Consider the following 25,562-nt stretch of genomic DNA (forward strand, 5'->3'; position numbering starts at 1 on the left):
GCCTATTCTCTTAAAGATAAAAGTTGTCATATTTGTTTGGAGAAGTTTTAGATCCTTGTTTTTTAGGCCTTGAAGCTTTTTTCTCTTGCCGAGCTTGAAAATAAGCATCCTCAGCTTCTACTTCCGTCTTCGTCCGTAATCCTTTTTTCTCCCATTCTCGAAGTATCGAATCTAAATACCTAAAGTTTCGGATTCCTGCGCTAACTCCTCGCCTTAACGCTTCAATGATTAGTTCTTCAGAAAAATGAGTTGAAAGCCAACGATCTATGTTCTCGCATTCAATACTTGTTAGAGGTCTTCCAAGTTCTTGTTCAAAAACGCGAACTAAATTTTCCATAGACGATTTAACAGGAGTTGGGGCAGGCGTCGATTGAATTTGCCGTAAGGTTCGTTCTTCTTCTAATTGTTGAGAACGTTCAATGGCCCACAAGTCCGCAAGTTCATCAATTAAACCAACAAAACGATAACTATTTAGCCACTTTTGTTCAGTAGAATTCCAGTATCGTTCGATTGCCAGTAAATTTCGCTCTACCAAATGGCCAACACTTTCTTCGATTTCCGTTAAAGTTGCACTCATACGAGCAGCTAAGGAAGCTAAGGTCGGATATGGATTGGTCTCGGCTTCACAGAGAATCTGAATTAAGACCATAACTTCACGATCTGTTATACCAATTGATTTATAGTGAGTTAATAGATATTTAGGAACTGAAACGACTCCAGAAAAGAAAAGAGCTTGTGTAAAGCTCCCATAAACACTTGTCTTATTGTTCATGTGTAAGATCACTCCCTGTTTACATCCATGAAAGAACCATGAAAAACCAATATAAATATTCCTTGATTATTCTCGCTTTTAAACGATATTCCTGCTTAAAAGCCAAAGACTTGACTCCAGAAAAATCGAATTAGCCGATATCTAAGAGTCATTAGTGATATTGTATTTCCATATTTTAGGAGGATTTTTTCTCCCTTTGGCGTATATAGTCTCTAAAGAAACTAAGGAGGCCAACTTTATGGAGTTCCGCCAAGAACTTATTCAGATCGTCGAAAAGTCAGGCGCCCATCCCGCCTGGGGGATCAAACATTGTTTCAGGGTATATCATTTGGCAAAGGAACTATCCTCCCATCTAATGCTTGATGATGAGGTGTTATTTGCTGCAGCAATGCTTCATGATACAGGGAAATACCCTATCTATGCTATTAAAAATGTCGACCATGCATTACGCTCAAAAGGAGTGGCTGCTAACCTTTTACAACAAATGATGTTCTCTCCCGATAAATTACCTTTGATTTTAGATGCTGTTGAAAATCACATGTATTATTCCGAACCGGGGCGCTGTGACGAGGCTGTATATTTACGCGAGTCTGACATACTGGATAACCTGGGAAATATCGGCTTAATGAGATTATTTAGCTGCGTAGGGCAAGACGAATTAATCCAAACACCTGAGCAAGCTCTTGAACGGGCTCGACTCTTTGCCGACGCTTTGCCTGATAAAGTATCCACCAAATCCGGGAAACGATTGGCTATTAAGCGACGTGAAGAAACCCTCCGCTTCCTTGCCGGAATCAAACGCCAAACGGCAGAGTTTGCCTGGATCTAGTGAACTCGTTCAGCTAAAGCCGAACATCGGGGCTTCAGATATAATAATGTCAAGTGAACATTATTGCCGAGCCGCCTTCCCCAATAGGAATACTTAGCGGCGAAGGAGGACTCTACCCCACCTGAAGTTTATGAAGGACCCACCCCCACTTATAGAAGTGGGGGTCTTAAAAACTAGATAAAACAATTACCTTGATAAGAGTACATTAATTCATTCTATTTGCGCCGATTGCCCTTCTCTTGATCTTCGAGCCAACGGGTTAAGCCCTCAAGCAGTTGTATAACCCGGTCATAATTGCGAGCGCGATTACCTTCATCAAGAATCTTTTTAAGACGATGTCGAAGTCTAATGTAAGCTCTGTTAACTTGCGCTCGTGAATGATGAGATTCCAGACGGCTTGTCCGCTTCGTTGGTAAGGATACGGGCTGTGGTTTTGATTCTTTGCCAGGGTGTTCTGCAGAAAGAGCTTGATTCGCCTCTCCAGTCTTAGCCGCAGTATTCTCCGATATCCATGGTTTGTCAGGAGCATGTCGAACAAACTGATCAGATATATATTCAAATACTTCTCCTAATTGAGGGATAACTGGTGTCGTTCCGAATAGTTCCTTAATCTTCTCAGCAAACGCAGTTTGAGCCTCTAATTCTCCGTGAATCAGAACAATCTGCTCTGCCTTTTTCCCTAAAAGTGACAACCACTGAAGAAGTTCGGCTTGATCGGCATGGGCAGATAAGCCATCCATATGCCCTATGCGGGCTTTGACCGCAACTTTCTCTCCGTGAATAGTAACTGTTTCTACGCCTTCAGAAAGAAGTCTGCCAAGAGTTCCTTGGGCCTGGTAACCAACAAACAACACAGTGGCATTACTGCGCCATAAATTATGCTTTAAATGATGTTTAATTCTACCGGCATCAGCCATTCCACTGGCAGCAATTATAATAGCTCCGCCTTCTATTTCATTAAGAGCCATGGATTCTTCAGCAGTTTGGCTGAAATGTACATTTGCAAGTGTAAGGGGACTGCTTCCCTGTTTAATAAGCTCCCGAGTTTCCAAATCAAAGTGTTCTGTATTTTCCTGAAATATCTTAGTTGCAGCTATTGCTAAGGGACTATCTATATACACAGGCAGAATCGGAATTCGATGTTCATCCTGCAGTTTACGGAGATAATATAGAAGATCTTGCGTACGCTCTATAGCAAATGCCGGAATAATTAAATTTCCTCCAGCTTCATAGGTGGAGCGAATCGTTTCGGCAAGTTGTTCCGCACGATCCGTCACCTTGCCAAGTTCGTCATGAAGACGGTCCCCATAGGTCGTTTCCATAATCACGATTTCAGCATCACTTAAAATACTTGGGTCTTCGAGATAGGGTTGATTAACATTACCAATATCGCCGGAAAAAACAATGGATTTATTAAAGTCTGCTTCATTTACATGAAGTACAACATGTGCAGAACCTAAAATATGTCCCGCATCATATAGTTCAAAGGATATGGTTGGAACCAAATTGACGAGTTCGTGATAGGATATGGGCTGAAAATATGACAGGGTGTCCAAAGCATCCTGAACGGTATAAATAGGAACCAACGGCTTTAGTCCGGCTCTCTCTCGTTTTCTATTTTTTCGTTCAATCTCCATCTCTTGAATGTGACCGCTATCAGGCAACATGATAGAACACAACTTTATTGTCTCTGGGGTTGCCCATATTTTACCTTTAAATCCAGATTTAACAAGTTTCGGAAGCATACCTGAATGGTCTGTATGAGCATGGGTCAAAATAACAGCATCCAGACTGGAAGGATTATAGGGAAAGTCTCCATAGTTCAACTCTTTAAGTGCCTTTGAGCCCTGAAACATTCCACAGTCAATTAAAATTCGTGATTTATCGGATTCCACAAGATATGATGATCCAGTTACAACTTGAGCTGCACCAAAAAAATTAATCTTCATGAATAATCCTCCACTTATTAAAGTCTGAAAACTGTAATGACCTTTAACTATTTGAGTTTATTTCATCTTACCTTTTAGAGGCTTATTTAGCAATAGACTACTATTATTTTGTATTTTAATCCAGTTGAATCAATTTAAGTTTAACAGCCTTCAGTGCTGCTTGAGTCCGATCTTCCACTTCCAATTTCCTATAAATACTGGACAAATGATTTTTCACTGTCTTTTCACTTATAAACAAAGCAACCCCAATTTCTCGATTCGAAGATCCTTGAACCACATAATGAAGAATCTCTAATTCCCGATCACTAAGACCACATGTATTCTTTACCGGTGGTTGGGACAGTTGTCCCATCAACTTTCCAGTAACAGCCGGCGACAAAATCGGTTCACCGTTATATACCTTGTATATAGACTCTATCAGTGTCTTCGAGTCCACATCTTTGAGTAAATATCCTGCAACACCGATTTGCAGTACTTGAAAAACTTTATCGTCAGAATCATCAACTGTAAGGACTAAAATACCAATGTCAGGTTTCTCCCGACGAATGACTCGCCCCGCTTCTAAGCCATTAACCCCTGGCATATTCAGATCCATCAACAAAATATCGAATTCCGAAGTACGTGCAATATTTATGGCACCTTGTCCATCTCCAACTTCTGCCACGACTTTAATTCCATCTTCAAATTCCAAAATACGACGCAACCCCTCTCGCAAAAGAGGGTGATCATCTGCGATAACTATTCGTATCATGGGTTGTCCCCCCTCTCAAGCCTTGATGGAATTGAAAATTCGATAATTGTACCTTTCCCGCAACAAGATTGAATCGAAAAACGTCCATAAAACATTTCTACTCGTTCCCGCATACCTATAAGACCGAAATGCTCTCCTGGCGTCATCATTGTTGAATCAACATCAAAACCTTTACCATAATCCTGAATTCGAGCTGAGGTCCAATCGTCTTGAAAATTTAGAGCTATCTTTACTTTAGATGAGTGCGCATGTTTAGCTACATTGGTGATGCCTTCTTGGATTAATCGGAAAAGAGCCACTTCCATTGTTGGAAGAAGCCTTTTTTCAGATCCTTCAATACGCAATTCGCATTCAATTCCATAGGTCTCACTGAAATTATCCAGATATTTGGAAATTGCTGTAATCAGTCCCAAGTCATCCAGGGCCATAGGACGCAAATCAAAAATAATTCGTCGGATGTCTTGAAGGTTTGCCCGAACTAAATTTTTCAGATCCATAAGTTCTGCCTTTACACGACTGGGATCATACTCTAACAACCTTTCAGCGATCTCTAGGCGTAAAACGATATTAGCGAGGGTTTGAGCCGGTCCATCATGTATTTCTCGGGCAACACGCCGTCTTTCGTCTTCCTGCGCTTTTATAACTCGCAAACCCAGTTCTTGACGTTGTTCGTGGTTTTGAAAATTAAGGGCTCCCTCAATCCCACCTTGTAATAAACTAATCGCCATACTTACCTGGGTCATTAAGTTTTGAGCCCGTTCAATAGTCGCTTGCATCTGATTTAAGGATCGTTCCAACTCATCCCTTCGCTTACGTAATTGCGCTTCTTTTGATTGCAGAAGCTGCAATGTTACCTGGGCATCTTTTGCTTCTGCATAAGCTTCAATCATTTCCTTTTGAGTATAATTTTGAAAGGATTTATTTACTTCCATTAGTATCAAGCGTTTTTGTCTATCAACTTTTTCTTGAGCATCCACCCGAGAAATGATCTCAGAAATATCTGACTTTAGCTGAGAGAGCTCATTAGTCAACCGTAGGGTCTCATTGCGCGATGTTTCCGCTATAAAAAAAATCTCCTCTTTCCCCGATTCAATCGCGGCCAAAGTATTTTTTATAATTTCTCCCAACTTATCAGACAAAAAATAAACCTCTTTTCATAGTGTAATGTCGTATTTTTATAGTAATGTCATATTACAAAATAATATAATAATTATTCGACAAAGAAATAGTATTTCCTACTACCTGGTAATAAAAAAACCGTTATTTCACGGGTGGTTTTCCTTTCCGACGTAAAATCTGTCGTATTCCTCTCTCCACTCGGCGTGGGTATAATAGGTCTTCAAAACTGCAAATAAATGTCTTCCATCCTTGTCGATTTAATAGTTTCGCATTACAAAAATTATTGGGATCATCCAAACAAATCAGCAAATCCTCTATGTTGGCGAAAACCGGTTGATTAGCGACCTTCATATTCCATTGAATTGATTTGCCAGGATAGATTGATTTTAATACATACTCTAACCGCTCTTTTGCTTCGTCGCTTTGGGATCTGCGATCGGCAGCCTTATCATCATCCCTTTGTTGTAAGTTCATAGAATCTTGCAGAGATTCTATGACTTCTTGCGGCTCTTGATAATCCTCAACGATATTTACTAAGGCAAGAGCTGGAGCTATGTTTTCTATACATTCCTCAAAGTCCTCATCTTTGTGAATAGCTAATTCTTCAGCACTTTCAAATTCTTGATTTGAGGATGTTGATTGGCCGAAATCATGATCAGCGTCTTCACTTGGTATAGGAAACCCCGGCTCAGAAATTTCCTCGTTCCTTGCGGTTTTTATGACCTGGGAGATCCCTTCCGCTAACATACGTCCCTTTATGTCATTAAAGGAGGGAAAGTTATTTATAATCTTCTTAGCGGGGAGCTGTTGTTCGATAAGTTGCTTAACCCCCTCCTCAAGGTATTCCGGTGGAAATATAGCGATACTTTGCAGTAACATTGTAAGCTTGACAACAATTTGACATCCTTTGTCAAACTCCGTTTCAGCGTCCACACCTTTTAAAAGACAAACTGTAAAAATCTTTTCGGTAATTTGCTCAAGCCATTCATGAATTCGAGGATCATTGTGGAAATACGTTTCCAAAAGGTCCACCTCCAGATTTAGTTTCTGTAGATAGCTATGCTTGTATCTCCTTTGATATGAATAGAAATGAGTTCAAATAAAAAACTCCCCAGATTTTGAGGAGTTTTTTATTTGAACTCATTTTTTATTGAAACTTATTTGTTCTTTCGTCATTAGTTCATTCGTTAACATTTTTATGATAACTTGTAGAGAAGGCAAAGCGTTATCTAGAGCGGAAAACTTTCAAATAAGAGTCAGCGTAAATGCTCTTATTTAGCAGGATTTGAGCCGTTGCAGCCACATCAACCAGATCATCATCATTAGCATCCATAATGGCAGCATCAAGTCCGCAAGCAATAGCCATTGCCAGATATGTTCTATTAATCAAATTGCGATCAGGTGACTTTTGGGATACATTTGATAAGCCAAGAACAGTACGGGGAGCCGGATCAGCTAACATTTTCACTTGACGCAAGCTTTCTAAAACCTCAGGCGCATGTTCCTGGGCAACATTAACCGGGAGAATTAAGGGATCGATGAAAAGATCTTCCATTCTCAGCCCGTATTCATCAGCTGCCGCCACTAATTCCATGGCAAAGGCTACCCGGTTTTCCGAGTCTTTGGGAATGCCCTTTTTATCCATAGTTAAGCCAATAACACCGGCATTATACTGAATGGCCATTGGAAATACACGTTCGATTTTAACTTGCTCAGCAGGGCACGAATTGATAATTGCAGGACGTTTACAGACCTTCAAGCCTGCTTCGATAGCATTGTAATTCGTGGAATCAAGGACCAAGGGCAAATCTGATACTTCTTGGATAACATTGACCATCCACTCATAGGCTTCAACACGTTCCTCTGTCGGAATGGCTGGGCCGGAGTTAACGTCCAGATAATGAGCTCCGCCTTCTTGTTGTTTTACTGCCCAGTGCTGAATTGGTTTAGGATCTTTATTACGAAGGGCATTTCCAATGTCAGTAAACATTCCATTGATACGTTCTCCAAAAATAAGCATTAAATCACGACCTTTCATTATTATCAGACCGATATTACAGAAAGTCTAAAATTATGAGCAAACGTTGAAAAAGGTTATTTACTCATCATATCTGCTATGTTTTTCTGGACTAAACGCACCGCAGCGGGATTACGCATAATAAGAACGCTGGCACCAGCTTGGAGCATTGCCGAAGCCGTCATGGCCTCCCAAAGAACGCCTCTGTCTTGAAGATCTCCCCATCCTGGGAACTCCTCAGCCGAAGCATTCGCCTCTTTGCACCGGTTAGACTCATAGCCGACCGTACAAATCATAGGCATCGAGAGCATCTTGTCGTTAGCTAAAGAACCTAAGCGAGCACGCTCCATAATTGAATAAGCATATTCGATTCCAAAGCCAAGTCCACCAATCATTGGATCGATGACAATTTTATTGAGTGGCAAACCCATTTCATTAATTAAAATATTAAGCTGTTTGCAGATATTTATATCGAGAGGAGAACGGGCAATAATCGTATGCTTATGAACCATTGCTGCGGCAGTAATCGATTTATAGTTATCCTGCTCCGCAAGTCCGAGAAGGAGATTCTCTCCCGCAGCCGCTTCAGCAATGACAGCCATGATTTCATTATTCTTTTCATCATTTTCACACCCGACGACAATCAGAGGAACTCCAACAGCTGCCAAAACCTCTTTCACAATCCGGGCACAATCCTCAGGAGACCGATTTTCTCCATCGGGATCAGCACCGTTTAACTTTAAGTAAATTAAATCAGCGTTAAATTCTTCTACACATTTTTTAGCCCATGCAGCAGGATTATTAAGAACATCTCCAAATTGGCTCATTATTGACTCACTCCATGCAGGAACTATATCATTGACCTCCATGGCAATAACTGGACGGTTTTTCAATTCTCCTTCAAAGTGAAGAAACGGCAAAGCACTGTCTCCGCCCACAGTGACGGTTGAAGTTCGAGTTCCTCCTTGTTCAGAAGTTGCACCGAGGACAACCTCTCCGACTTTACTTGTATATCTCTCTTTTACTAATGCAACGGACATGAACTTCTCTCCTTTCTAGTTAAAGATTCCGGCACGATTCAAAATGCTTTGTACAGCCTTGACCGAGACGGCATCATCTGGTAAATCGAATAATGGCTTTCCTGCCAAGTCATATTCCACAACCATAGGATCAAGCGGAATATCCCCTAATAAGGTGAGACCTGTTTGCGCAATTTCTTCTTTGAGCAATTCTAGACTGTCAGCATTTGTCTTGGTGACAATTAAATATAAGTTTCCAACTGCAGATTTTAGGCCCTGAATAAGCTCATAGACTCTTCGAGCTGAACGGATTCCTCTTGCTGACGAATCACTGATCACAAACATGTCGTCAATATGAGGAATTGTCCGACGGCTAATGTGTTCAAGACCTGCCTCGGAATCAACAACTACATAATTATAACCTTCTCCGATATCCTCAAGATGTTTGCGCAGGATGTCGTTTGGATAACAGTAGCATCCTGCTCCCTGTGGTCCACCCATGACAAGAAGATCTATATCCTTAGTCTCTACCAGGGCCTGTTGAAGTTTATACTCGATAAAAATATTTTTGGGCATTCCTGTGGGAATTGCTTTAGGATCTTTACTTTGTTCAAGCACATCCGAAATAGTCCCTGTAACTTGTAAACCTAAAGCCTCATCCAGATTTGCATTAGGGTCGGCATCAACGGCAAGAATAGAAATTTTCTTTCTTTGTTGAACCATTTGTTTTAACAATAATGCAGTAAATGTCGTTTTCCCTACCCCGCCTTTACCTGCAACTGCTATATATTTTGCCATTTAAAAGACCTCCATTTTACCCTTAATGACAAGATGGAAATAGGGATAAGTCGGTATGAGGCAAAAACAAAGCGGATACATACTCGTCCATAAATGTTGCCCCAACCGATAGTTCAACATAAGTCATTTTACGTCCTAACTCTTCCGCTTCCCGCCAGGCAGCTTGAGATAATAAGGCCAACCTTGCTCCTTTTACAGAAGAATTTCCGATGAATTCAAACCGTTCCGGTTCAAGATCGGGCAATAAACCTATTTGTACGGAATCATGAACATTGAGGTAATTACCAAAACCGCCGGCGATCACGATACGGCCGATCATTTCAATATCGACGGCAACCATATTAAGCAAAGAACGAATCCCGGCATAAACAGCGCCTTTGGCACGAATGATGTTTTTTACATCATTTTCAGTAATGACAACGTCTTTTTTTCCACCTGCTTGGTGTGCCCAAGCTAAGACAAATTCTTTGTCATCAGCAGTCGCCCGTAAGCGTTCAGAGCCTGAGGGATGGCCCAATTGAAAGTTTCCTGCCCGGTCAATAATACCGACACTCAGTAATTTGGCCACGCAATCAACGAGTCCTGAACCGCAGATTCCGACCGGCAAACATTTTCCAATTACTTTAAGAGATACATCCAGAGTATCAGAATCTACAACGACCCGCTCGATGGCCCCAGGCATGGCTCTCATGCCAAAGGTTATCCCGCCCCCTTCAAAGCTCGGACCGGCAGAACATGCGCAAGATACAAGCCAATCCTGATTGCCGAGAACAATTTCACCGTTAGTGCCAATATCGATAAATAATGTTATGTCTTCTCCGTTGGCTAAATCGGTAATTAAGGTTCCCGCAACAATGTCTCCGCCAACATAACTTGCAACCGAAGGATAGCAGTGAACTAATGCCTCGGGTAACATATGCAGACCAGCATCACGGGCCGTAACAGAAGGTACAGTTGACATAGTCGGAATATAGGGTTCAAGTCGAATGTACTTTGGGTCAACACCTAAAAACAACTGGGTCATCGTTGTGTTCCCTGCCACCACGGCACTTGCAATATCTTTTGGACTGATTGAATGGCGGTTTAGAAGTTTATCCAGAAGGTCATTGATGGTTTCTAGAACAGCATGACGTATCGCTTGTAAGTTTTCTTCATTTTCGACGGCAAAAACGATCCGAGAAATAACATCGTCTCCGTATCGAGCTTGCTTATTGTAGGATCCCTGCTGATCAACAATCTGACCACTGGCAAGTTCTATTAAATAAACTACGACAGTAGTTGTGCCAATATCAATGGCCAGCCCAAAAAGAGGGTTATCATGACCTGCTCCAACATTTGTAACCGTAAAACCAGATTCGAGATCTGTTAAAGTGACTGAGACGTCCCAATTGGCTTGGCGCAGCGTTTCAGGCAAATGTTGAAGAACTGATAAGGGAATGTAGATTGGTTTATCTCCAGCTTTGAGAACACGCCGAAGTTCCATATGAAGCCGAGCCCAATCACTGGTATTTTCCGTCAAAGTTGGAGCCGACAGCACTATTCTTTGTTTTGTTGCCAGAGGGTGATGCCCAAACTTTTCAAGCAAATCATGTTCGCTTTCCCGTAAAAGTCCTTTTTGTGAATCTCCTAATAAGACCTGGTGTTCTTGGAGCCTGGATTCAGGAGGCACCTCAATGGTCATGTCTCCTTGAACAATCGTTTTGCAGGCTAGCCGAACTCCGTTGGAAAGTTGTTCAGGCGTGAGGTTTCCAGTCCCTATTACTTGAGGTTCCCCATTCAGAACGACTACTTTACAGGCACCGCATGTTCCTTTACCTCCGCACCCTGATTTAATAAATATTTCAGCTTGAGCTGCTGCGGTGAGCAACGATGTTCCTATTTCAACTTGAATAATGCGGTCATCGGGCATGAATTTGATTTCGGGCATCTTATTCACATCCTTAATCTACTGAAAAATCCCTTTTACAAATCGGGTACAAACTCTAAAGCAATGCTATCCGGATTTGCCATGACTGAACTAATTAATAATTAAATTGAACCCCCTTACCTAATTTCCGGACAAAATTACCCTAATTGTGATTTGGCAAAAGAAATGATGCCACTGGATTCACGAGGACCAACAACTACTTTCCAGCCGGTTAATTCCCCCAGTTTACCGGATATCACGGCGACATAACCGGGAATAATGATATTTCGATGTTTTACTTTATCGGCAATACCACTAGCTTCCATGGCCTGAGCAATTTTCTCCGGTTCAAATTTTCCTGCTGCATAAGCTGTAAGCACTGAAGTTCCATCCGTATCAATAGGAAGTATATAACTTGGAATCTTCGTTGCCTCGACTTCACCTTCCACGCTGTAATAAGTTAAGGAGAAGTTCGTCGTAATATAGAATGGAGAGTTTTCATTCACATCTCCCACGGTATGAAGCTTTGGTTCAACCTGAATGGGTTTCTGAGGATCGGTGTAAAGGTTTTGCCGTAAGGTCATTAGTGGTAAAATATGAGCTTTGGTACTTGTGTTTAAAACAATGGCGCTGGCATATTTAGCCACATAAACTGAAGCTTCCATTATTTCATCCAGGGGTTCCGGATTACTGGTATAAGCAACTACCGGATAACCAAAGGGCCGGAATTTCTTCTTGATCGCTAAACGACGAAGATGAGTCAGATTCGCCAAGGTTTCTACCGGCTTTCTCGAGCCTGGATCTAAAACGAACTCTTTATAACCTAAAGCCTGAGCTTTCTCGGCAAGATCATTCAAAGCGTCTAGGCCATCAGCTTTTAATATGACAGGGACCGAATTTTCCTTAGCAAGATTAACCATAGCTTCATAGTTTTCTGCTGTTGCCTCACCGACTAAGGGTTTGCGGGCCGCTAAAGGTACAAGGGCTGCTTTCAGCGCTGCTGGATCGCTGCTTAGCAAAAGCAAGGATTTATCAGTACCTGCAGCCACCATACCAGCTACTTTTTCAAAACGTGATGCATCTCCAGATTCATGAACAACAGCAACTCCATCGATAGAATAGTGAAGGCCGACACGATCGAATTCTAAACCGTTAATCTCTTGAACCTTCGCTTCTACATCGGCATCACTTAATGCATCTGAGACACGAATCAGCAACGTCGTGGGATGATAAAAGGTCTTGTCATGACGGAAAAGAACATTTTCGTCTCCAAGGACTGAGTCTTTGCCAAATTTGATAGCTTTAATAGGAGGGGCAGAGGCTGAATCCAAGGCCTCTTTAGCTGCTGCCGTGACATACGGGCAGGTGTCTAATGCCGCTTTGCCTGAAGCTAAAGCCATGGCAAACGCAAGACAAGTTGGTACTCCACACTCTCCGCAGTTTTTCTTTGGTAATTGCTTATAAATTTCTAAACCTGTTAGTGCCATATTTAAACCCCTTTCTTATTGAGTATGGTAGGAAGCAGACTCGAAGGCCCCTGGGCTTTAAAAACGGGGCCTTAAGTCATAGATCTTTGGCGTTACATTAATGGATCAAGATTGAAGCAGGGATGTCCATTTTCCTCGAGGAAAGGTATTATTTCCTCAGCCGTCGTTCCGACGGACTCGTCTGCAATTTTATCGATAAAGTCTGCACCTATTCCTTCATCAATTGAACGCTGCACAAAATCTTCACGTAAGAATTCCTTTAGTTCTTTAGGCATCCAGATAATACGAGCAATTCCGCCGTCTGCGGGAATAAACTTTTTACTGAGAATATAGGAACGTCCAATGCCCATAAAGCCGGGAGTCTGCATTCCTCCGCCGCAAGTTCCGGCTAACGTTGAAAAAGTCATTCCGCTGGGAGTCATTCCGGAGTGTTCGCGAGTTGTGATCATAAGGCCATTTGCCTCCGGAACAATAGCCATAATGGCTTCAAAGCAACCACAGGAAGTCATTGGCCGATCCATTAAGGTATAAAGATTAACCTCTTCCAGAGTATTATTCGAAGCTTTATATAAGTAATCGTTACAGGACTGCCACATTCCCTTTAAGTCGTCAATGGCCAGTCCCTTAGGAATTGGCTGATTAGGACCATTGGGCGCGATTTCATGAGATGCTTTAGCATCCAACCAACTCACCGCACCACAGAGACCAACCCGTTCCGGTGTAACAATACAAACGTGATTGGGGGCAAAAGACTGGCAAAGCAAACAAGAATAAAAGTCTTCAACAGATTCATCGGTCAGACTCCTCATGCGGTCGTCGCGGGCCTTATAACGTTCGCGGGCAAGAACAATGCCTTCATCGACAGCTGCCTGATCGAGCATGATGGTGACTTCAACCCGGTCAATAATAGCCGGGAATTCTTCCTTTAATTTTGCAATTAAAAGTTCTCCAAAGTGTTTCATTAAGAAACCTTTTGCCCGGGCATCTTTGGAAATCCGTACCCAACACAAATCCCGCTGTGCTACGTGCCAAACGCCTTCGCCATAATTTGCGAAATAGTGAATTCTGCGTTCAAAAACCCCTTCGAAGTCAGACTGCATCTTGCGTCCGTAAATATCAACTTTAATTCCTAAAGGAAGTTTAGATCCCTCAGGGACAGTATCAATATCTGGCCCGATCACAGTGACTCGACCGTCTTCGATATTGTCGGGACCTACCATTTGAACAAGCTCGAACGCAGTTGTTCGCCCGCCGCCAAATTCAACGTAGGTATCCCCTTTGCGAATGGTTTCACCTTCGAAGGCCGGACCGAAGTTAACCGGAATGGGCAGCTCGATATTTGTTAATTTAATGCCCCGAACTTCCAAGGCTAAAGGAACTAATTTCTCATAATCAGGCTCGGAAATATACCAATCGGGGATTTGCATATCTTCACCAAGAGTTTGATCTGTCAGAACTGGGAAGCCCATAAAAATCGCGCCCATTTCTGCAGCCACTTTTACATCATCAAGTTCTCCAAGATGCAGAACGAAAGCCCGAACCCTACGGCGCTGGTAATCACGATGATTTTCTCGTTCCCCTGCAGGAATACCACCAAAAGCAAGACCTGCCCTGAAAGCGTAATTTACTGCATGAATTACCTGTGTAAAGTTTCCTAAAGGAAAAGCAATGTAATCCTCACCGATTTTAACGTTCTCTTCCAGTAATTGCTCAATAACCTCGTCGCACAGGAAGATCATAAATCCTTTGCCCATTAAATTATCAATAATTTTCTTAGCAGCTTTTGAATCTTTAGCTCGCCCAAGGATAACCGCCACGCCCGGAATAGTCCAGTCAACCATCTTGATACCGTGTTTCCGAACGACAGGGTCACCTAAGAATCCTGTCCACGGTTTAACTTTAGGTTCATCGCCTCTAAGATAATGAATCGTCTCAATAACTTCAGCGGCATAAAGAACGGACTCACCCCAAAGTCTGGCATTTTCAAACGTAAGTTCCGTGCGAACCTGATTACGCAAGCGGTTAAGAATTGGAACTAATTCACCCAGCGTGGTCACCTTTTCACCGGAAAGACATGTGATGACTGGGAGATAATAAGCGGTATCAGGATAACCAATCAACTGAGCTTCACCATAATCTTTGATAGCACGATTAAGAAGAATTTCAGCATAGGTCATGGCAATTACAGTTCCATCATAAGCTTTGCGCAATAATTTTTTCGGTTGATTATTTGGGTCCTTAATAGCTTCTTCATATATTTGTTCCATTGACATCAGACATTCCTCCTTTCTTACCAGCCTTGAGCAATTGGGGTCTCATTTTTCTCTGCTGTTTTCTTATGGATATTAAGTTTCCACGTCCGATACTCCAAAGCATTGAGAAGTTTTTGTGCACCAATAACCGGATCTACTTCAAAAATAAAGTTTCCTCCAAAAACATCATGGGCAATTTGAGTGGTAATACCATAAACCAAATCGCTACCTTCAACAGGCGGCAAACTTCCTACATGTGTCGGCAATCCTAAAGTGACACACCATGTCCCAATAGCAACCGCTTTTTCATGCATAGCTTCGGGAGCTGAGGCCACAAAGGGCACTTTTGGTATATCAACCCCGAGTTCATTGGCCATGGCAACAGCTAAATCTGAAGCTCTGCTATTGTCAACACACGAACCGACATGGAAAACCAAGGGCAAGCCTGTCGTCAGCTGAGGATTGGCATTTTCTAACATTTTCAAGAAAGATTTAAGTCCCTCTCCTGCATAGGCATCGACTGCCAGAGGTGACATTAGACCAAACTTCGCGAAGGCTCCGGCTGAACAACCTGTTGCTATGACAAAAACGTCATTTTTCACAAGTTCCTTTAAGATAGCAACGTGAGATTCGTCTTGGGTTCGCTTCAAGTTGTTACATCCGGCCATTAAGGCAACTCCCTTAATTTGTCCGCTCAAAATTGCATCGGTGAGAACAGAGATCGGTCGTTCGGGACATACTTTAGAGAAAATGTCTGTGAGAGCTTCAATGCTGAAACCGGCAACCAGTTTATGTCGTTCATTAGGAATGGAAATTTTATTCGGATCCCGCTGTTTATAGGCTTCAATAGCGATGTTAACAAGTTTCTGAGCATCTTCCATTGCAGTTTCTGGTTTAAAGGCGAGATGTTGAGCCCCTGGAGTTTTCATAATACCTTCTGTGGTAATAACTTTAGTATGGAAACATTCCGCAGCTGTTTGGACTGACGGATAAATACATTGAATATCAACCACCATGGCGTCTAAGGCACCGGTCATGATAGCCATTTCTTGTGAAGCGGAAGAAGTTGCTAAATAGACCCCTTCTCTCATGAGCAATTCATTTCCCGTACAGCAAATTCCGACAACGTTAATTCCTTCAGCACCAACTTTTTGCGCTTCTGCCTTCATTTTTCGAGCTGCTGCAACGACCATCTCACTAAGGACTGGATTGTGGCCATGAACTGCAATATTCACCATTTTAGGATCGATTACCCCAAGATTCGCTTCAGAAACGATAGGTTCGGGAATTCCAAACAAAACATCGCTGAGAGTAGTTCCCACATATTCTCCGGCTAAATCAGCCAGAGCAGTTTTAATTCCGCCGAAAATAATATTTACAGGATCATTGTCAACACCCATTGCCGTTTGGGCAATTAATTCAGTAACGGTACCATCAATTGCTTTGGGCATAACATTGGTATGCTGAAATTTATTACGACGCCCTTGGGTCATGAAGGAATCGAGAAAAGCTAAAGGACGATCTTGGTAGCGGCCAAAATCCGCATATCCCAGTTCCACAACATCTTTAAGAATTTCTTTATCCTCTCGATCAAGAGTTGAGATCCCTAACTTTTGAGCTAATTTATGCAGTTTAGCCGTTGATTTTATTTCATAATCCGGGGCGTGACCTTCTACTAAAGCATGAGCGGTATGAAGAACATGGCGTGCGTGCTCCGAGTGAGATGCTGCTCCTCCGGCAATCAGACGTACGAGATTACGAGAAACAATGGTATAGGCAGATGCACCGCAAATTCCGCGGCTGCCAGGACCTTCTTCCTTTTTAACCCGACAAGGACCAGCGATACAAATTCTGCAGCATACACCTTTGTAACCAAAGGTGCACTGCGGTTGTTGAGCTACTACGCGGTCAAAAACTGTTTCGATGTTTTTACCTTCCAGCATTTTTAGCATTTGCAGGGTACCAGGATCTGATGTACGAACAGGATTTTTCGGATCAACAACTCTTGGTGCATCCGATGGTCGGGCAGTATGGGTTAAATCCCGATATCTAGGCATGTTACAACCTCCTCTTTAATAAGATCCTCTTCTCATACTCTTATTGCTGCTAATGAAAACTCCTGTCATCTCCCTTCATCAATAATTTTTTCATAAATTGTATTGAGCTGAACTCCCAGAGACCCTTCAGGCGATGGAATACTGCCTGTATTGATGGACATTTCCAACAGTTCGTCACTGTAAGGGATGATGCCAACCAGTTGCTCTGTAGAAAAGTGGTCTCTAAGAAACTTTTCATCGTTCACATTACGAATTTTGTTGCCTATAACAACGATACGAGGAATTCCTAGCTCATGAGCAAGTTGTTGAATTACACGGACAGTTTGCACACTCACCTTGGATGGTTCTGTAACAATTGCTAAAACATCAACACCTAAAGCTGTTCCTCGTGTTAATTGTTCTATTCCAGCACCCATATCAAGAATTACGGTATCCTTTTCTCCGAGAATAAGAGAATTAACCAAGGCCTGCAGAAAACTGTTTTCCTTGCAATAGCAAGAAGTACCGCCGCCTTTAATATTCCCCATCCGAAAAAAACGAAGTTGTCCCAGAGAGACACTGTAATCATCTAAGATATCATCGACATTAGGATTTAGTGGATAAAATGCACCAGTCCCACCCATGCGCTCTTCTATAAGTTCCTTCATATCAACAATAGCTTTCAAATTCGCCAGTACCTCATCAGGAAATCCCAATATCGTCCCCAAGCTTGCATCGGGGTCTGCGTCAACTGCTAGTACGGTAATACCCTTTTCCACTAACCAACGGGCAAAATTTGCAGTAAAGGTGGTTTTCCCAACTCCACCTTTACCGGAGATTGCGATTTTCATCTGTCTACCACTCCTTTAGCTGCTATATGCAAGCATTTCCTGGAACAAGCTTTGGGTATATAGTTATATTCTTTTTTTCTTTGTTTAATCCTGCAAACATTCTGAATTTATTTTAATATTTTTACTTTTCCATAAAGTAAGAAGTCAATATTGATTAAAATATTCTGTAAATCCACAATATTCTGTAAATAATGTACTCCTGTTTTAGTATTTGAAATACATTTTCATTTTTGCAGTTCTATGTATTTGAGTAATGATCTTAATTACTCTTTGGAGTTCCTGAAGTAAATCATGCAGACAGAGGTTTAACGTAATCATTGTATCCTTAAAACCTAAGTAAGCTGGAATTTCCAGCTCACAATAGCGGCCAAGGTTAAAAGCCAATCCAAATGCACCTGTTCCGACATGAGTTGCATGACAGCACCTGTTTCGAATAATCTTACTTCATGTTCTGGAAAGCGCGATTTAAGTTTCTCCATAAGTCCTTCTCCTCTTTTTGGAATATTGACATGCATTACACATATCCGAAAACGTATTTCACTCGATATTGCTCTCATTAATTCATCGAGAACCCGCTGCCAAGCCCTTGACAGGGAACACACTTTATCAAACACATTCGATCTGAGCCTTCTGCAACTGCACCGCCAGGTTAATTGTCATTTTGGCAGATCTTATAGTACCTCATCAAGAAAGGCTCCAACAGATGGCTAGGAAGTTGTTGATAAACTATTAATATGATTAAGCTTTTCGAAATATTGCTCATTCGATAATTCTGTTTCTGGGAATGTCTCCATGCCGATAATCTCTGAAAGAGGGACAAAAATAATGTTGACAGGAGCAAAGGGGTTTGTTATTATAGTATTCGTTCTGATAAACGAGTTACGGGGCGTAGCGCAGTTTGGTAGCGCGCTTGGTTCGGGACCAAGAGGCCGTGGGTTCGAATCCCGTCGCCCCGACCATCTGGTATTAGCGGATCTCCAGTTTTGGAGATCCTTTATTTTTGGGTCATTTGACCCTATTTTGACCCTTTCAATTTTTAAGGAAAAAAAATCCTTTTCTTTAGCAATTATTTTAATCCCTAATGGTTAATTATGTAAACACCAATTTCCTTTATTATGAAATAACAGATCTTTAACAATAAATTTCTCGCCCAATGACACATAATAGAGTTTCTTAATCTTAAAGCGATACTTCTACGAATTTTCCCAGAATCCATTTCGTACAACTCCATCTCAGATCTGGTGACATTAATAACTTGTACTAATCCCCGCTCTCTGCCAATTTTTTTCGAGTCGTATTCTCGGTTCGGCGATTTTCATGATCCTTACATTTGCGCATTGTAAAAGGAGAGCTACTGCTCTCCTTTTACCTTCTCCAAAGCTTAATGTGAAAAGAGGTCCTTCGATTAAATCAAGAAGGATATTTTTATGTGAATTACATGAAAATAGACTAAAATTGCTTTTGACTTATTATAACATTTTGTGATAAAAAGTACATTGGTAACCTAAATCCAATTTATACTTGGAAATGAGTTTTCTTGAAACATATCCGTGCTGGAATCGCAATTATGACAATTCTTTTACTCTGGACTTCAAGTATCATATGTGCTAAAACTTCTAAGGCGGATCAAGGAAATAAGTTGTTAAAAAGCGATTTATTTGTCCAAATTCGAATTGGTTAAATATTTTTCATTGTTTCAATTGAGTGCTACAATAGATGTACCAAACTTGGTGTATAAATTAGATGTACTATAATCCAAAGATAAAGTACTGAGAAGGAGCCTAATATGTTAGAGGGAAAGAAAATCAAGATTCGCCCGATTGAAGAGGATGACATCGATATTATCTACCAATGGTTAAGCGATGAGGAAATTAATTATTGGTCAAGTGGAGCTTGGCCGCTAAATACTCTTTATTCAAAAGATCAAATCATTGAAAAGTTTCTCGACGGCCCTTCTGACGTTTACCGATACGCAATTTTGAATGAAAAGAACTTATTGATTGGCACCATTGGTTTTAAAGAACTCAATGTTCCTGGTCGTTCGACAACCCTGTTTATTGTTATTGGTGACAAATCATATTGGGGCAGGGGCTACGGAACAGATGCTATTATAACCTTTGTCCGTTTTCTCTTTACTCAATGGAACTTTCATAGGATTTCATTGGATACCTGGGACGAAAACCTTCGAGCAATCAGAGCCTACGAAAAAGTTGGCTTTAAAATCGAAGGACGCCAGCGAGAGGCACGCTACGTACTTGGAAATTATCATGATGCTGTCCTTATGGGATTATTGCGTGATGAATTTTTGACCCTTCACGGAAAATTATAGGTTGCCAAATCGCTGGACCTGGGGTACACTATAATCAAATTTAATAATATACTATCCTCTGGGGTTGGGTGAAATTCCCTATCGGCGGTACAGCCCGCGAGCCTTTTTGGCAGATCCGGTTTAATTCCGGAGCCGACAGTATAGTCTGGATGAGAAGAGGAATAGATTAAAAAATGCGTCTTTTTTTACGCTTTTTTACTATGACTTTTAGCTCAACACTCGAGGATAGCGAGTGTTTTTTTATTTCCTAATTATTGGCTATGATCCTTGATGGTATTTACGATTTTTGGGGGAAACTATCTTAAAAAGTTTCAGAAAGGAATTGTATGCAACGGGAAACTTTTCAAAAATCAACAGATGAAACTTATATGTCTGAAGCTATTAAACTGGCAGCTCAGGCCTTAGGGAGAACCAGTCCGAACCCAATGGTCGGATGTGTTCTCGTCAAAAATGATCAAATCGTCGGGCGGGGCTACCACCAAAAAGCCGGAACTCCTCATGCCGAAGTCCATGCTTTGTCAGAAGCTCAGGATCAAGCCAAGGATGCTACAGTTTATGTTACTTTAGAACCTTGCTCACATTTCGGCCGAACCCCGCCCTGCTCTGACGCTCTAATTAAGGCAGGCGTCAAACGTGTTGTTGTAGCTATGCAAGATCCCAATCCTCTCGTTGCAGGTCGCGGAATTCAACGATTACGTGAAGCGGGGATTCAAGTTGACGTGGGAGTATTGCAGCATGAGGCTGCATCATTAAATGAAGCATTTTGCAAAGCAATAACCACAACTATGCCTTTCGTCCTTTACAAGACAGCCTTAACTCTAGACGGAAAAATTGCCACTGAAACCGGGGATTCCCGCTGGGTGAGCAGCGAGATCTCTCGCCAATACGTCCACCACTTACGTGATCAATACGATGTTATCCTTGTTGGCAGTGAAACAATCCTTCACGACAACCCAGCACTAACCTGCCGCTTACCCGGCGGTCGAGATCCTATTCGGCTAGTTGTTGACGGCAGATGCCGTTTAGCTGAAGACTCACAGGTTCTCACCTCCTCCGCCGAAAGCCCTTGTATTATTGCTACAACAAAGGCAGCACCAACTGAAAAGCTCAGTCGATTGCAAAAGCTTAAGAACGTTGAAATCTGGCAATATGATACGTCACGTTATGTTCCACTTAAGCAAATGCTTAAAGATCTCTTTCGCCGAGGATGGATCAGTATCTTACTAGAAGGCGGTGGTCGTTTGGCAGGTTCTCTTATTGAAAATGAGTGTGTTGACAAATTAGAATGTTTCATCGCACCTAAATTAGTAGGAGGAAATGGCCCCTCTCCCCTTTCCGGCTTGAACATCCAATTGATGAAAGATGCCATTGAGCTCTATGACCTCCAGGTAGATATGAATTTTAGAGATATTCATGTAACAGGCTATTTTAAGCCACATGACATTAGCCAGTAACAGATGCTTTGAAGGAGGATACATGTGTTTACCGGAATTGTTGAAGAACTAGGTATTGTCCGTGATCTTCGCCTCTTACCAGACTCCGGAAGGCTTACGCTGCAGGGAAAGAAAGTCCTTGAGGGAACCCAATTGGGAGACAGTATTGCTGTCAATGGAGTTTGCCTAACAGTAATACATCAAAGCAGTGAAAAATTTACCGTCGATGTGATGGCTGAAACTCTAGCTAAAACGAATCTTGGCGATTTGAAGAGCGGCAGCCGAGTAAATTTAGAAAGGGCCCTCCAACTCCAAACCCGCTTGGGAGGACATCTAGTGAGCGGACATGTTGATGGCGTTGGTTCAATTCGCAAGATAACTCCTTGGGGTATAGCTCAACTTCTCGAAATCACTGCCCCCTCCACTCTTCTTTCCTTCATTTTGCCCAAAGGATCTATTGCTATTGACGGAATTTCACTAACCGTTGTCGATGTGGAACATGATTACTTTTCAGTTTCTCTTATTCCTCACACTTCCCAAGAAACCACTTTAGGCATAAAAAAAATTGGCTCAAGCGTTAATTTGGAAACTGACCTCATAGGGAAATATGTTGCCCGTTTTATGGGACTTAACCGAGTTGGAGATACCAAAGAAGATCTTACTATGACATTTTTGGCGGAAAATGGTTTTGCTTAGAGACTAAGAATAGCGAATTTAAATTTAGAAGGAGTTGACCGTCATGCAATTTAATACCATTGAAGAAGCTATAGAAGATATCCGTCAAGGAAAAATGATCGTCATGGTCGACGATGAAGATCGGGAAAATGAAGGGGACTTAGTTATGGCTGCTGAGTTAGCAACTCCCGAAGCCATCAATTTTATGGCAACCTTCGGCCGAGGGCTGATTTGTGTTCCTATGACCAAGGAGCGTATTCAAGCCTTAGAGCTCCAACCCATGGTTACACATAATACTGACCCTCATGGAACTGCTTTTACAGTCAGTGTCGACGCCTCGGATAGTTCAACAGGAATTTCCGCCTTTGAACGTGCTCATACCGTAACAGTTCTTATGAATCCCGCCAGTACCCCTGAGGATTTGCATCGTCCCGGTCATATCTTCCCCCTTCAAGCTCGGGAAGGCGGAGTACTTGTACGGGCAGGTCATACCGAAGGTGCAGTTGATTTAGCTCGTCTTGCCGGATTGAAACCTGCAGGTGTTATCTGTGAGATCATGAACGAAAATGGAACCATGGCTCGAGTCCCTGATCTGCAAATTTTTGTGGAGAAACACAGCCTGAAAATCGTCACTCTTAAAGACCTTATCGCATATCGACGTCAATCCGAGAAGCTAATAGAACGAGGGGAAACTATTCACCTCCCCACAGATTTTGGTGATTTCCGTGCCGTCGGTTACCTGAGTGTCATCGATCAAAAAGAACATTTAGCTCTCGTTAAAGGAAACGTTGATGACGGAAAACCTGTTCTTGTCAGGGTACATTCGGAATGTCTTACGGGTGATGTATTCCATTCCCGCCGTTGTGACTGCGGCGATCAACTTGCAGCAGCATTAGAAGAAATTGAACGCGAAGGCCGCGGCGTTTTGCTTTATATGAGACAAGAAGGCCGTGGAATTGGTCTTCTTAACAAACTCAAGGCTTATAAGCTTCAAGAAGAAGGCAAAGATACCGTTGAGGCAAATCTAGCTTTAGGATTTCCTGAAGACTTACGCGATTATGGAGTTGGTGCCCAAATATTGGCAGATCTTGGCATTTCTAAAGTACGCTTAATGACAAACAATCCAAGGAAAATTGTTGGCCTTGAAGGATACGGTTTAAAGGTTGCCGAACGGGTTCCTGTTGAAATACCTTCCAAACCCGAAAATCTAAAGTATCTCTGTACAAAGAAAACGAAATTAGGCCATTATTTATCAGCTGTTCACTAACAGCTATGGTCTAAAAACTGCTTAAAAAGAAAGGATGTATAATAACATTATGAAAACCTTCGAAGGAAAACTGTTAGCTCAAGAATTGAAAGTTGGAATTGTAGCAGCTCGATTTAATGAATTTATTACGAGCAAACTGGTCAGCGGTGCTTTAGATGCTTTAAGACGTCACGGTGCTCTTGAAGAGAATATAGAATTAGCCTGGGTTCCGGGAGCCTTTGAAATTCCGCTTGTCGCCCAAACAATGGCCAATTCTAAACAATACGATGCTGTTATCTGCCTTGGCGCGGTTATTCGCGGAGCTACTCCCCATTTTGATTTAGTAAGTAACGAGGTTAGCAAAGGAATTGCACAAGTTGGTCTGCAAAGTGGAATTCCGGTTATTTTTGGAGTTTTGTCAACGGACAGCATAGAACAAGCTATTGAACGTGCAGGAACAAAAGCCGGCAACAAAGGTTTTGATGCTGCGATGACCGCAATCGAGACTGCCAATCTTCTTAAGTCTTTTAAGTGAACTTCTTCAGCTAAAGCTGAGCATCGGGGCTTCGGTGACGAAAGTGTCTCATAGACACTTTCACCGAAAGCGCCAAGCCCATAACGAATGTTATCGCGCTGCAGGATGGACTCCCCCCCACCGAAACAGGTATGGGAACCGCTCCCACTTGTGGAAGCGGGAGTCTTACGCTTGAAACGGCGGCAAATTATCTTTAGTAAGATATGGATGATCGTCCACTAAAAATTCCTTGTCAAATATGTCATTCTTAATTAAACTCAATGTGAAGCATGATGACTAGCTTTTAACAAGGAGTTGAGTGCCATGTCTTTAAAAGACAACGAGATTATAGATGAAACGTCGATGCTTGAGGCAGCGCGCTCAGGGAATAAAGAAGCATTAAATCAATTAATTGAGTACTACGAACCAGAAGTTCGTATTATCGCCTGTAAATATTTTCTGCCCAGGGCGGATTATGATGATCTCATCCAAGAGGGACGGATAGCGATATACAGAGCGGTTTTATCATATGACGACCATTTAAATATTCCTTTCCTCCATTTCTTAAGAATGGTCATAAAGCGCAAATTGATTGATAGTATTCGAAAATATACCCGTAATAAACATGTCAATCTGAACAATGCTTATTCCCTAAACAATGCTATTTCCGAATCTGAGGAAACGAGTTTTATGGCTCTTCTGCCGAATGCCGAAGACCCGGCTACGACTGTTATTGCTAACGAGGAAACTCGTTCAATTATTAACGATATAAATCGTGATCTGTCTAATCTTGAACGAATCGTCTTTGAACATTATTTTCTTCAAGGATTTAAGCAGCGAGAATTGTCCGAACAGCTGGGGCTTCATCCCAAATCTTTGGACAATGCTATCCAACGTATTAGACGAAAAACAGTTCTTTATCGTTCTCGGCAAATAGCTGGTTAAATTTCAACCATGCGGAGGAGTTTCTTGATGCTTTCCTTTTCCAGTTTCGTTTTCTCCTGTCGAATGCGTCTTGCAAAATTAAAACATCATAAATTAGCTGTTAGTTTGAGTATTTTAACCTTACTTTCAGCCACTATTTTAGGGCCGCCTCTCTATGAGGAAAGTTGGCTCGACCCTTTCTCTACACTCGGTCTATCTAATCGCGAGTTTCACCCTCATGCAATCACAATGCTTGGCATGATTTATGCAAACGATCCATATCATCCCTATTATTACACGAACCAAAAGGAAATCAGTTCGTTTATACATGACCTGCAACAAGCCACTCCCATTACCGGATCCCAGATTCCTAAAGATTTGAAGAAGCAACCTATCGAGTTTTTCACCTTACATCGTTCTCCTTCTAAATTTCATTCAGAAGAGGATTATGCACTGCAATACTACCCTCAAAAAGGAATTGTTCGTTTTGAGAATCAATTATTTCAAATTAATGATGCTACTGTTAATTTACTAACACAAATTGTCGAGGACAAGACTCCCGGTTGGTGGAAATTTTAAAGTGTCATGACAACAAACTCTTGAAATACTCTCTATTTCATAATAAAATTGGGCTGTAACAAACTGGTAAGTTTTG

The 25,562-nt window shown here is 41.8% G+C and carries 22 protein-coding genes, 1 tRNA gene and 1 riboswitch; of the genes, 9 read left to right on the top strand and 14 right to left on the bottom strand.

All coding sequences use genetic code 11. The features are described from left to right. Positions 1-10 precede the first annotated feature (10 nt). The gene (locus tag ACPUYX_RS12095) at positions 11-772 is read right to left on the bottom strand and encodes a DnaD domain-containing protein (RefSeq protein WP_426379919.1); all 762 of its coding nucleotides are present in this window, start codon (positions 770-772) and stop codon (positions 11-13) included. Between the two features lie 238 nt (positions 773-1,010). Between ACPUYX_RS12095 and ACPUYX_RS12100 the strand changes: the two genes are divergently transcribed. Beyond that, entirely contained in the window at positions 1,011-1,601 is a 591-nt protein-coding gene (locus ACPUYX_RS12100; protein WP_426379920.1) for an HD domain-containing protein, read from the top strand. A gap of 215 nt (positions 1,602-1,816) precedes the next feature. On the opposite strand, the gene ACPUYX_RS12105 is transcribed toward ACPUYX_RS12100, so the two are convergent. The 13 genes from ACPUYX_RS12105 to ACPUYX_RS12165 form a co-directional block, all read right to left on the bottom strand. Then, positions 1,817-3,550, bottom strand: coding sequence for an MBL fold metallo-hydrolase RNA specificity domain-containing protein (locus ACPUYX_RS12105; RefSeq protein WP_426379921.1), 1,734 nt, complete (start codon positions 3,548-3,550; stop codon positions 1,817-1,819). A 115-nt stretch (positions 3,551-3,665) separates the two neighbouring features. Continuing rightward, on the bottom strand, positions 3,666-4,301 hold the full coding sequence (locus ACPUYX_RS12110) for a response regulator (RefSeq protein ID WP_426379922.1): 636 nt from the start codon (positions 4,299-4,301) through the stop codon (positions 3,666-3,668). After that, entirely contained in the window at positions 4,298-5,440 is a 1,143-nt protein-coding gene (locus tag ACPUYX_RS12115) for a sensor histidine kinase (protein WP_426379923.1), read from the bottom strand. Before ACPUYX_RS12115 ends, ACPUYX_RS12110 begins: the two co-directional genes overlap by 4 nt. 121 nt (positions 5,441-5,561) lie before the next feature. Beyond that, positions 5,562-6,443, bottom strand: a complete 882-nt coding sequence (locus tag ACPUYX_RS12120; protein ID WP_426379924.1) for a hypothetical protein — start codon at positions 6,441-6,443, stop codon at positions 5,562-5,564. A gap of 202 nt (positions 6,444-6,645) precedes the next feature. After that, positions 6,646-7,440 (bottom strand): methyltetrahydrofolate cobalamin methyltransferase, encoded by a 795-nt coding sequence (locus tag ACPUYX_RS12125; protein WP_088227721.1) that lies wholly within the window; start codon positions 7,438-7,440, stop codon positions 6,646-6,648. A 74-nt stretch (positions 7,441-7,514) separates the two neighbouring features. Beyond that, entirely contained in the window at positions 7,515-8,477 is a 963-nt protein-coding gene (locus ACPUYX_RS12130) for an acetyl-CoA decarbonylase/synthase complex subunit delta (RefSeq protein WP_426379925.1), read from the bottom strand. A 15-nt stretch (positions 8,478-8,492) separates the two neighbouring features. Continuing rightward, positions 8,493-9,254 carry an AAA family ATPase gene (locus ACPUYX_RS12135; protein WP_426379926.1) on the bottom strand — a complete coding sequence of 254 codons (762 nt, stop codon included), beginning with the start codon at positions 9,252-9,254 and terminating at the stop codon, positions 8,493-8,495. A gap of 22 nt (positions 9,255-9,276) precedes the next feature. Beyond that, positions 9,277-11,181: an ASKHA domain-containing protein gene (locus ACPUYX_RS12140; protein ID WP_426379927.1), complete on the bottom strand. Its 1,905-nt coding sequence runs from the start codon at positions 11,179-11,181 to the stop codon at positions 9,277-9,279. A gap of 137 nt (positions 11,182-11,318) precedes the next feature. Beyond that, positions 11,319-12,647, bottom strand: a complete 1,329-nt coding sequence (gene acsC / locus ACPUYX_RS12145; protein WP_426379928.1) for an acetyl-CoA decarbonylase/synthase complex subunit gamma — start codon at positions 12,645-12,647, stop codon at positions 11,319-11,321. Positions 12,648-12,739: 92 nt separating this feature from the next. Beyond that, positions 12,740-14,920, bottom strand: coding sequence for an acetyl-CoA decarbonylase/synthase complex subunit alpha/beta (gene acsB / locus ACPUYX_RS12150; protein WP_426379929.1), 2,181 nt, complete (start codon positions 14,918-14,920; stop codon positions 12,740-12,742). A gap of 17 nt (positions 14,921-14,937) precedes the next feature. Then, on the bottom strand, positions 14,938-16,956 hold the full coding sequence (cooS, locus tag ACPUYX_RS12155) for an anaerobic carbon-monoxide dehydrogenase catalytic subunit (RefSeq protein ID WP_426379930.1): 2,019 nt from the start codon (positions 16,954-16,956) through the stop codon (positions 14,938-14,940). A 65-nt stretch (positions 16,957-17,021) separates the two neighbouring features. Continuing rightward, a complete protein-coding gene (locus ACPUYX_RS12160) occupies positions 17,022-17,786 on the bottom strand; it encodes a P-loop NTPase (protein ID WP_426379931.1) in 765 nt (254 codons plus the stop codon). Positions 17,787-18,118: 332 nt separating this feature from the next. Further along, a complete protein-coding gene (locus ACPUYX_RS12165; protein WP_426379932.1) occupies positions 18,119-18,400 on the bottom strand; it encodes a hypothetical protein in 282 nt (93 codons plus the stop codon). A 268-nt stretch (positions 18,401-18,668) separates the two neighbouring features. On the opposite strand from ACPUYX_RS12165, the gene ACPUYX_RS12170 reads away from it, so the two are divergent. From ACPUYX_RS12170 to ACPUYX_RS12205, 8 genes are all read left to right on the top strand, one after another. Next, positions 18,669-18,745: transfer RNA gene (locus ACPUYX_RS12170), tRNA-Pro, on the top strand. 827 nt (positions 18,746-19,572) lie between these two features. After that, positions 19,573-20,115 carry a GNAT family N-acetyltransferase gene (locus ACPUYX_RS12175; protein WP_426379933.1) on the top strand — a complete coding sequence of 181 codons (543 nt, stop codon included), beginning with the start codon at positions 19,573-19,575 and terminating at the stop codon, positions 20,113-20,115. A 50-nt stretch (positions 20,116-20,165) separates the two neighbouring features. Beyond that, positions 20,166-20,280, top strand: a riboswitch (FMN riboswitch). A gap of 161 nt (positions 20,281-20,441) precedes the next feature. Beyond that, complete coding sequence (gene ribD, locus ACPUYX_RS12180) at positions 20,442-21,569, top strand: bifunctional diaminohydroxyphosphoribosylaminopyrimidine deaminase/5-amino-6-(5-phosphoribosylamino)uracil reductase RibD (protein WP_426379934.1); 1,128 nt, start codon at positions 20,442-20,444, stop codon at positions 21,567-21,569. Between the two features lie 24 nt (positions 21,570-21,593). Then, positions 21,594-22,244: a riboflavin synthase gene (locus ACPUYX_RS12185; RefSeq protein WP_426379935.1), complete on the top strand. Its 651-nt coding sequence runs from the start codon at positions 21,594-21,596 to the stop codon at positions 22,242-22,244. 43 nt (positions 22,245-22,287) lie between these two features. Further along, on the top strand, positions 22,288-23,490 hold the full coding sequence (locus ACPUYX_RS12190) for a bifunctional 3,4-dihydroxy-2-butanone-4-phosphate synthase/GTP cyclohydrolase II (protein WP_426379936.1): 1,203 nt from the start codon (positions 22,288-22,290) through the stop codon (positions 23,488-23,490). Positions 23,491-23,539: 49 nt separating this feature from the next. Beyond that, positions 23,540-24,004: a 6,7-dimethyl-8-ribityllumazine synthase gene (gene ribH, locus ACPUYX_RS12195; RefSeq protein ID WP_088227733.1), complete on the top strand. Its 465-nt coding sequence runs from the start codon at positions 23,540-23,542 to the stop codon at positions 24,002-24,004. Positions 24,005-24,307: 303 nt separating this feature from the next. Beyond that, positions 24,308-24,928, top strand: a complete 621-nt coding sequence (locus ACPUYX_RS12200; RefSeq protein WP_426379938.1) for a sigma-70 family RNA polymerase sigma factor — start codon at positions 24,308-24,310, stop codon at positions 24,926-24,928. 27 nt (positions 24,929-24,955) lie between these two features. Further along, positions 24,956-25,486 carry a hypothetical protein gene (locus tag ACPUYX_RS12205; RefSeq protein WP_426380124.1) on the top strand — a complete coding sequence of 177 codons (531 nt, stop codon included), beginning with the start codon at positions 24,956-24,958 and terminating at the stop codon, positions 25,484-25,486. The last annotated feature ends 76 nt before the right edge of the window (positions 25,487-25,562 follow it).

Source organism: Desulfosporosinus sp. SYSU MS00001, assembly GCF_049943955.1.
GTDB lineage: Bacteria > Bacillota > Desulfitobacteriia > Desulfitobacteriales > Desulfitobacteriaceae > Desulfosporosinus.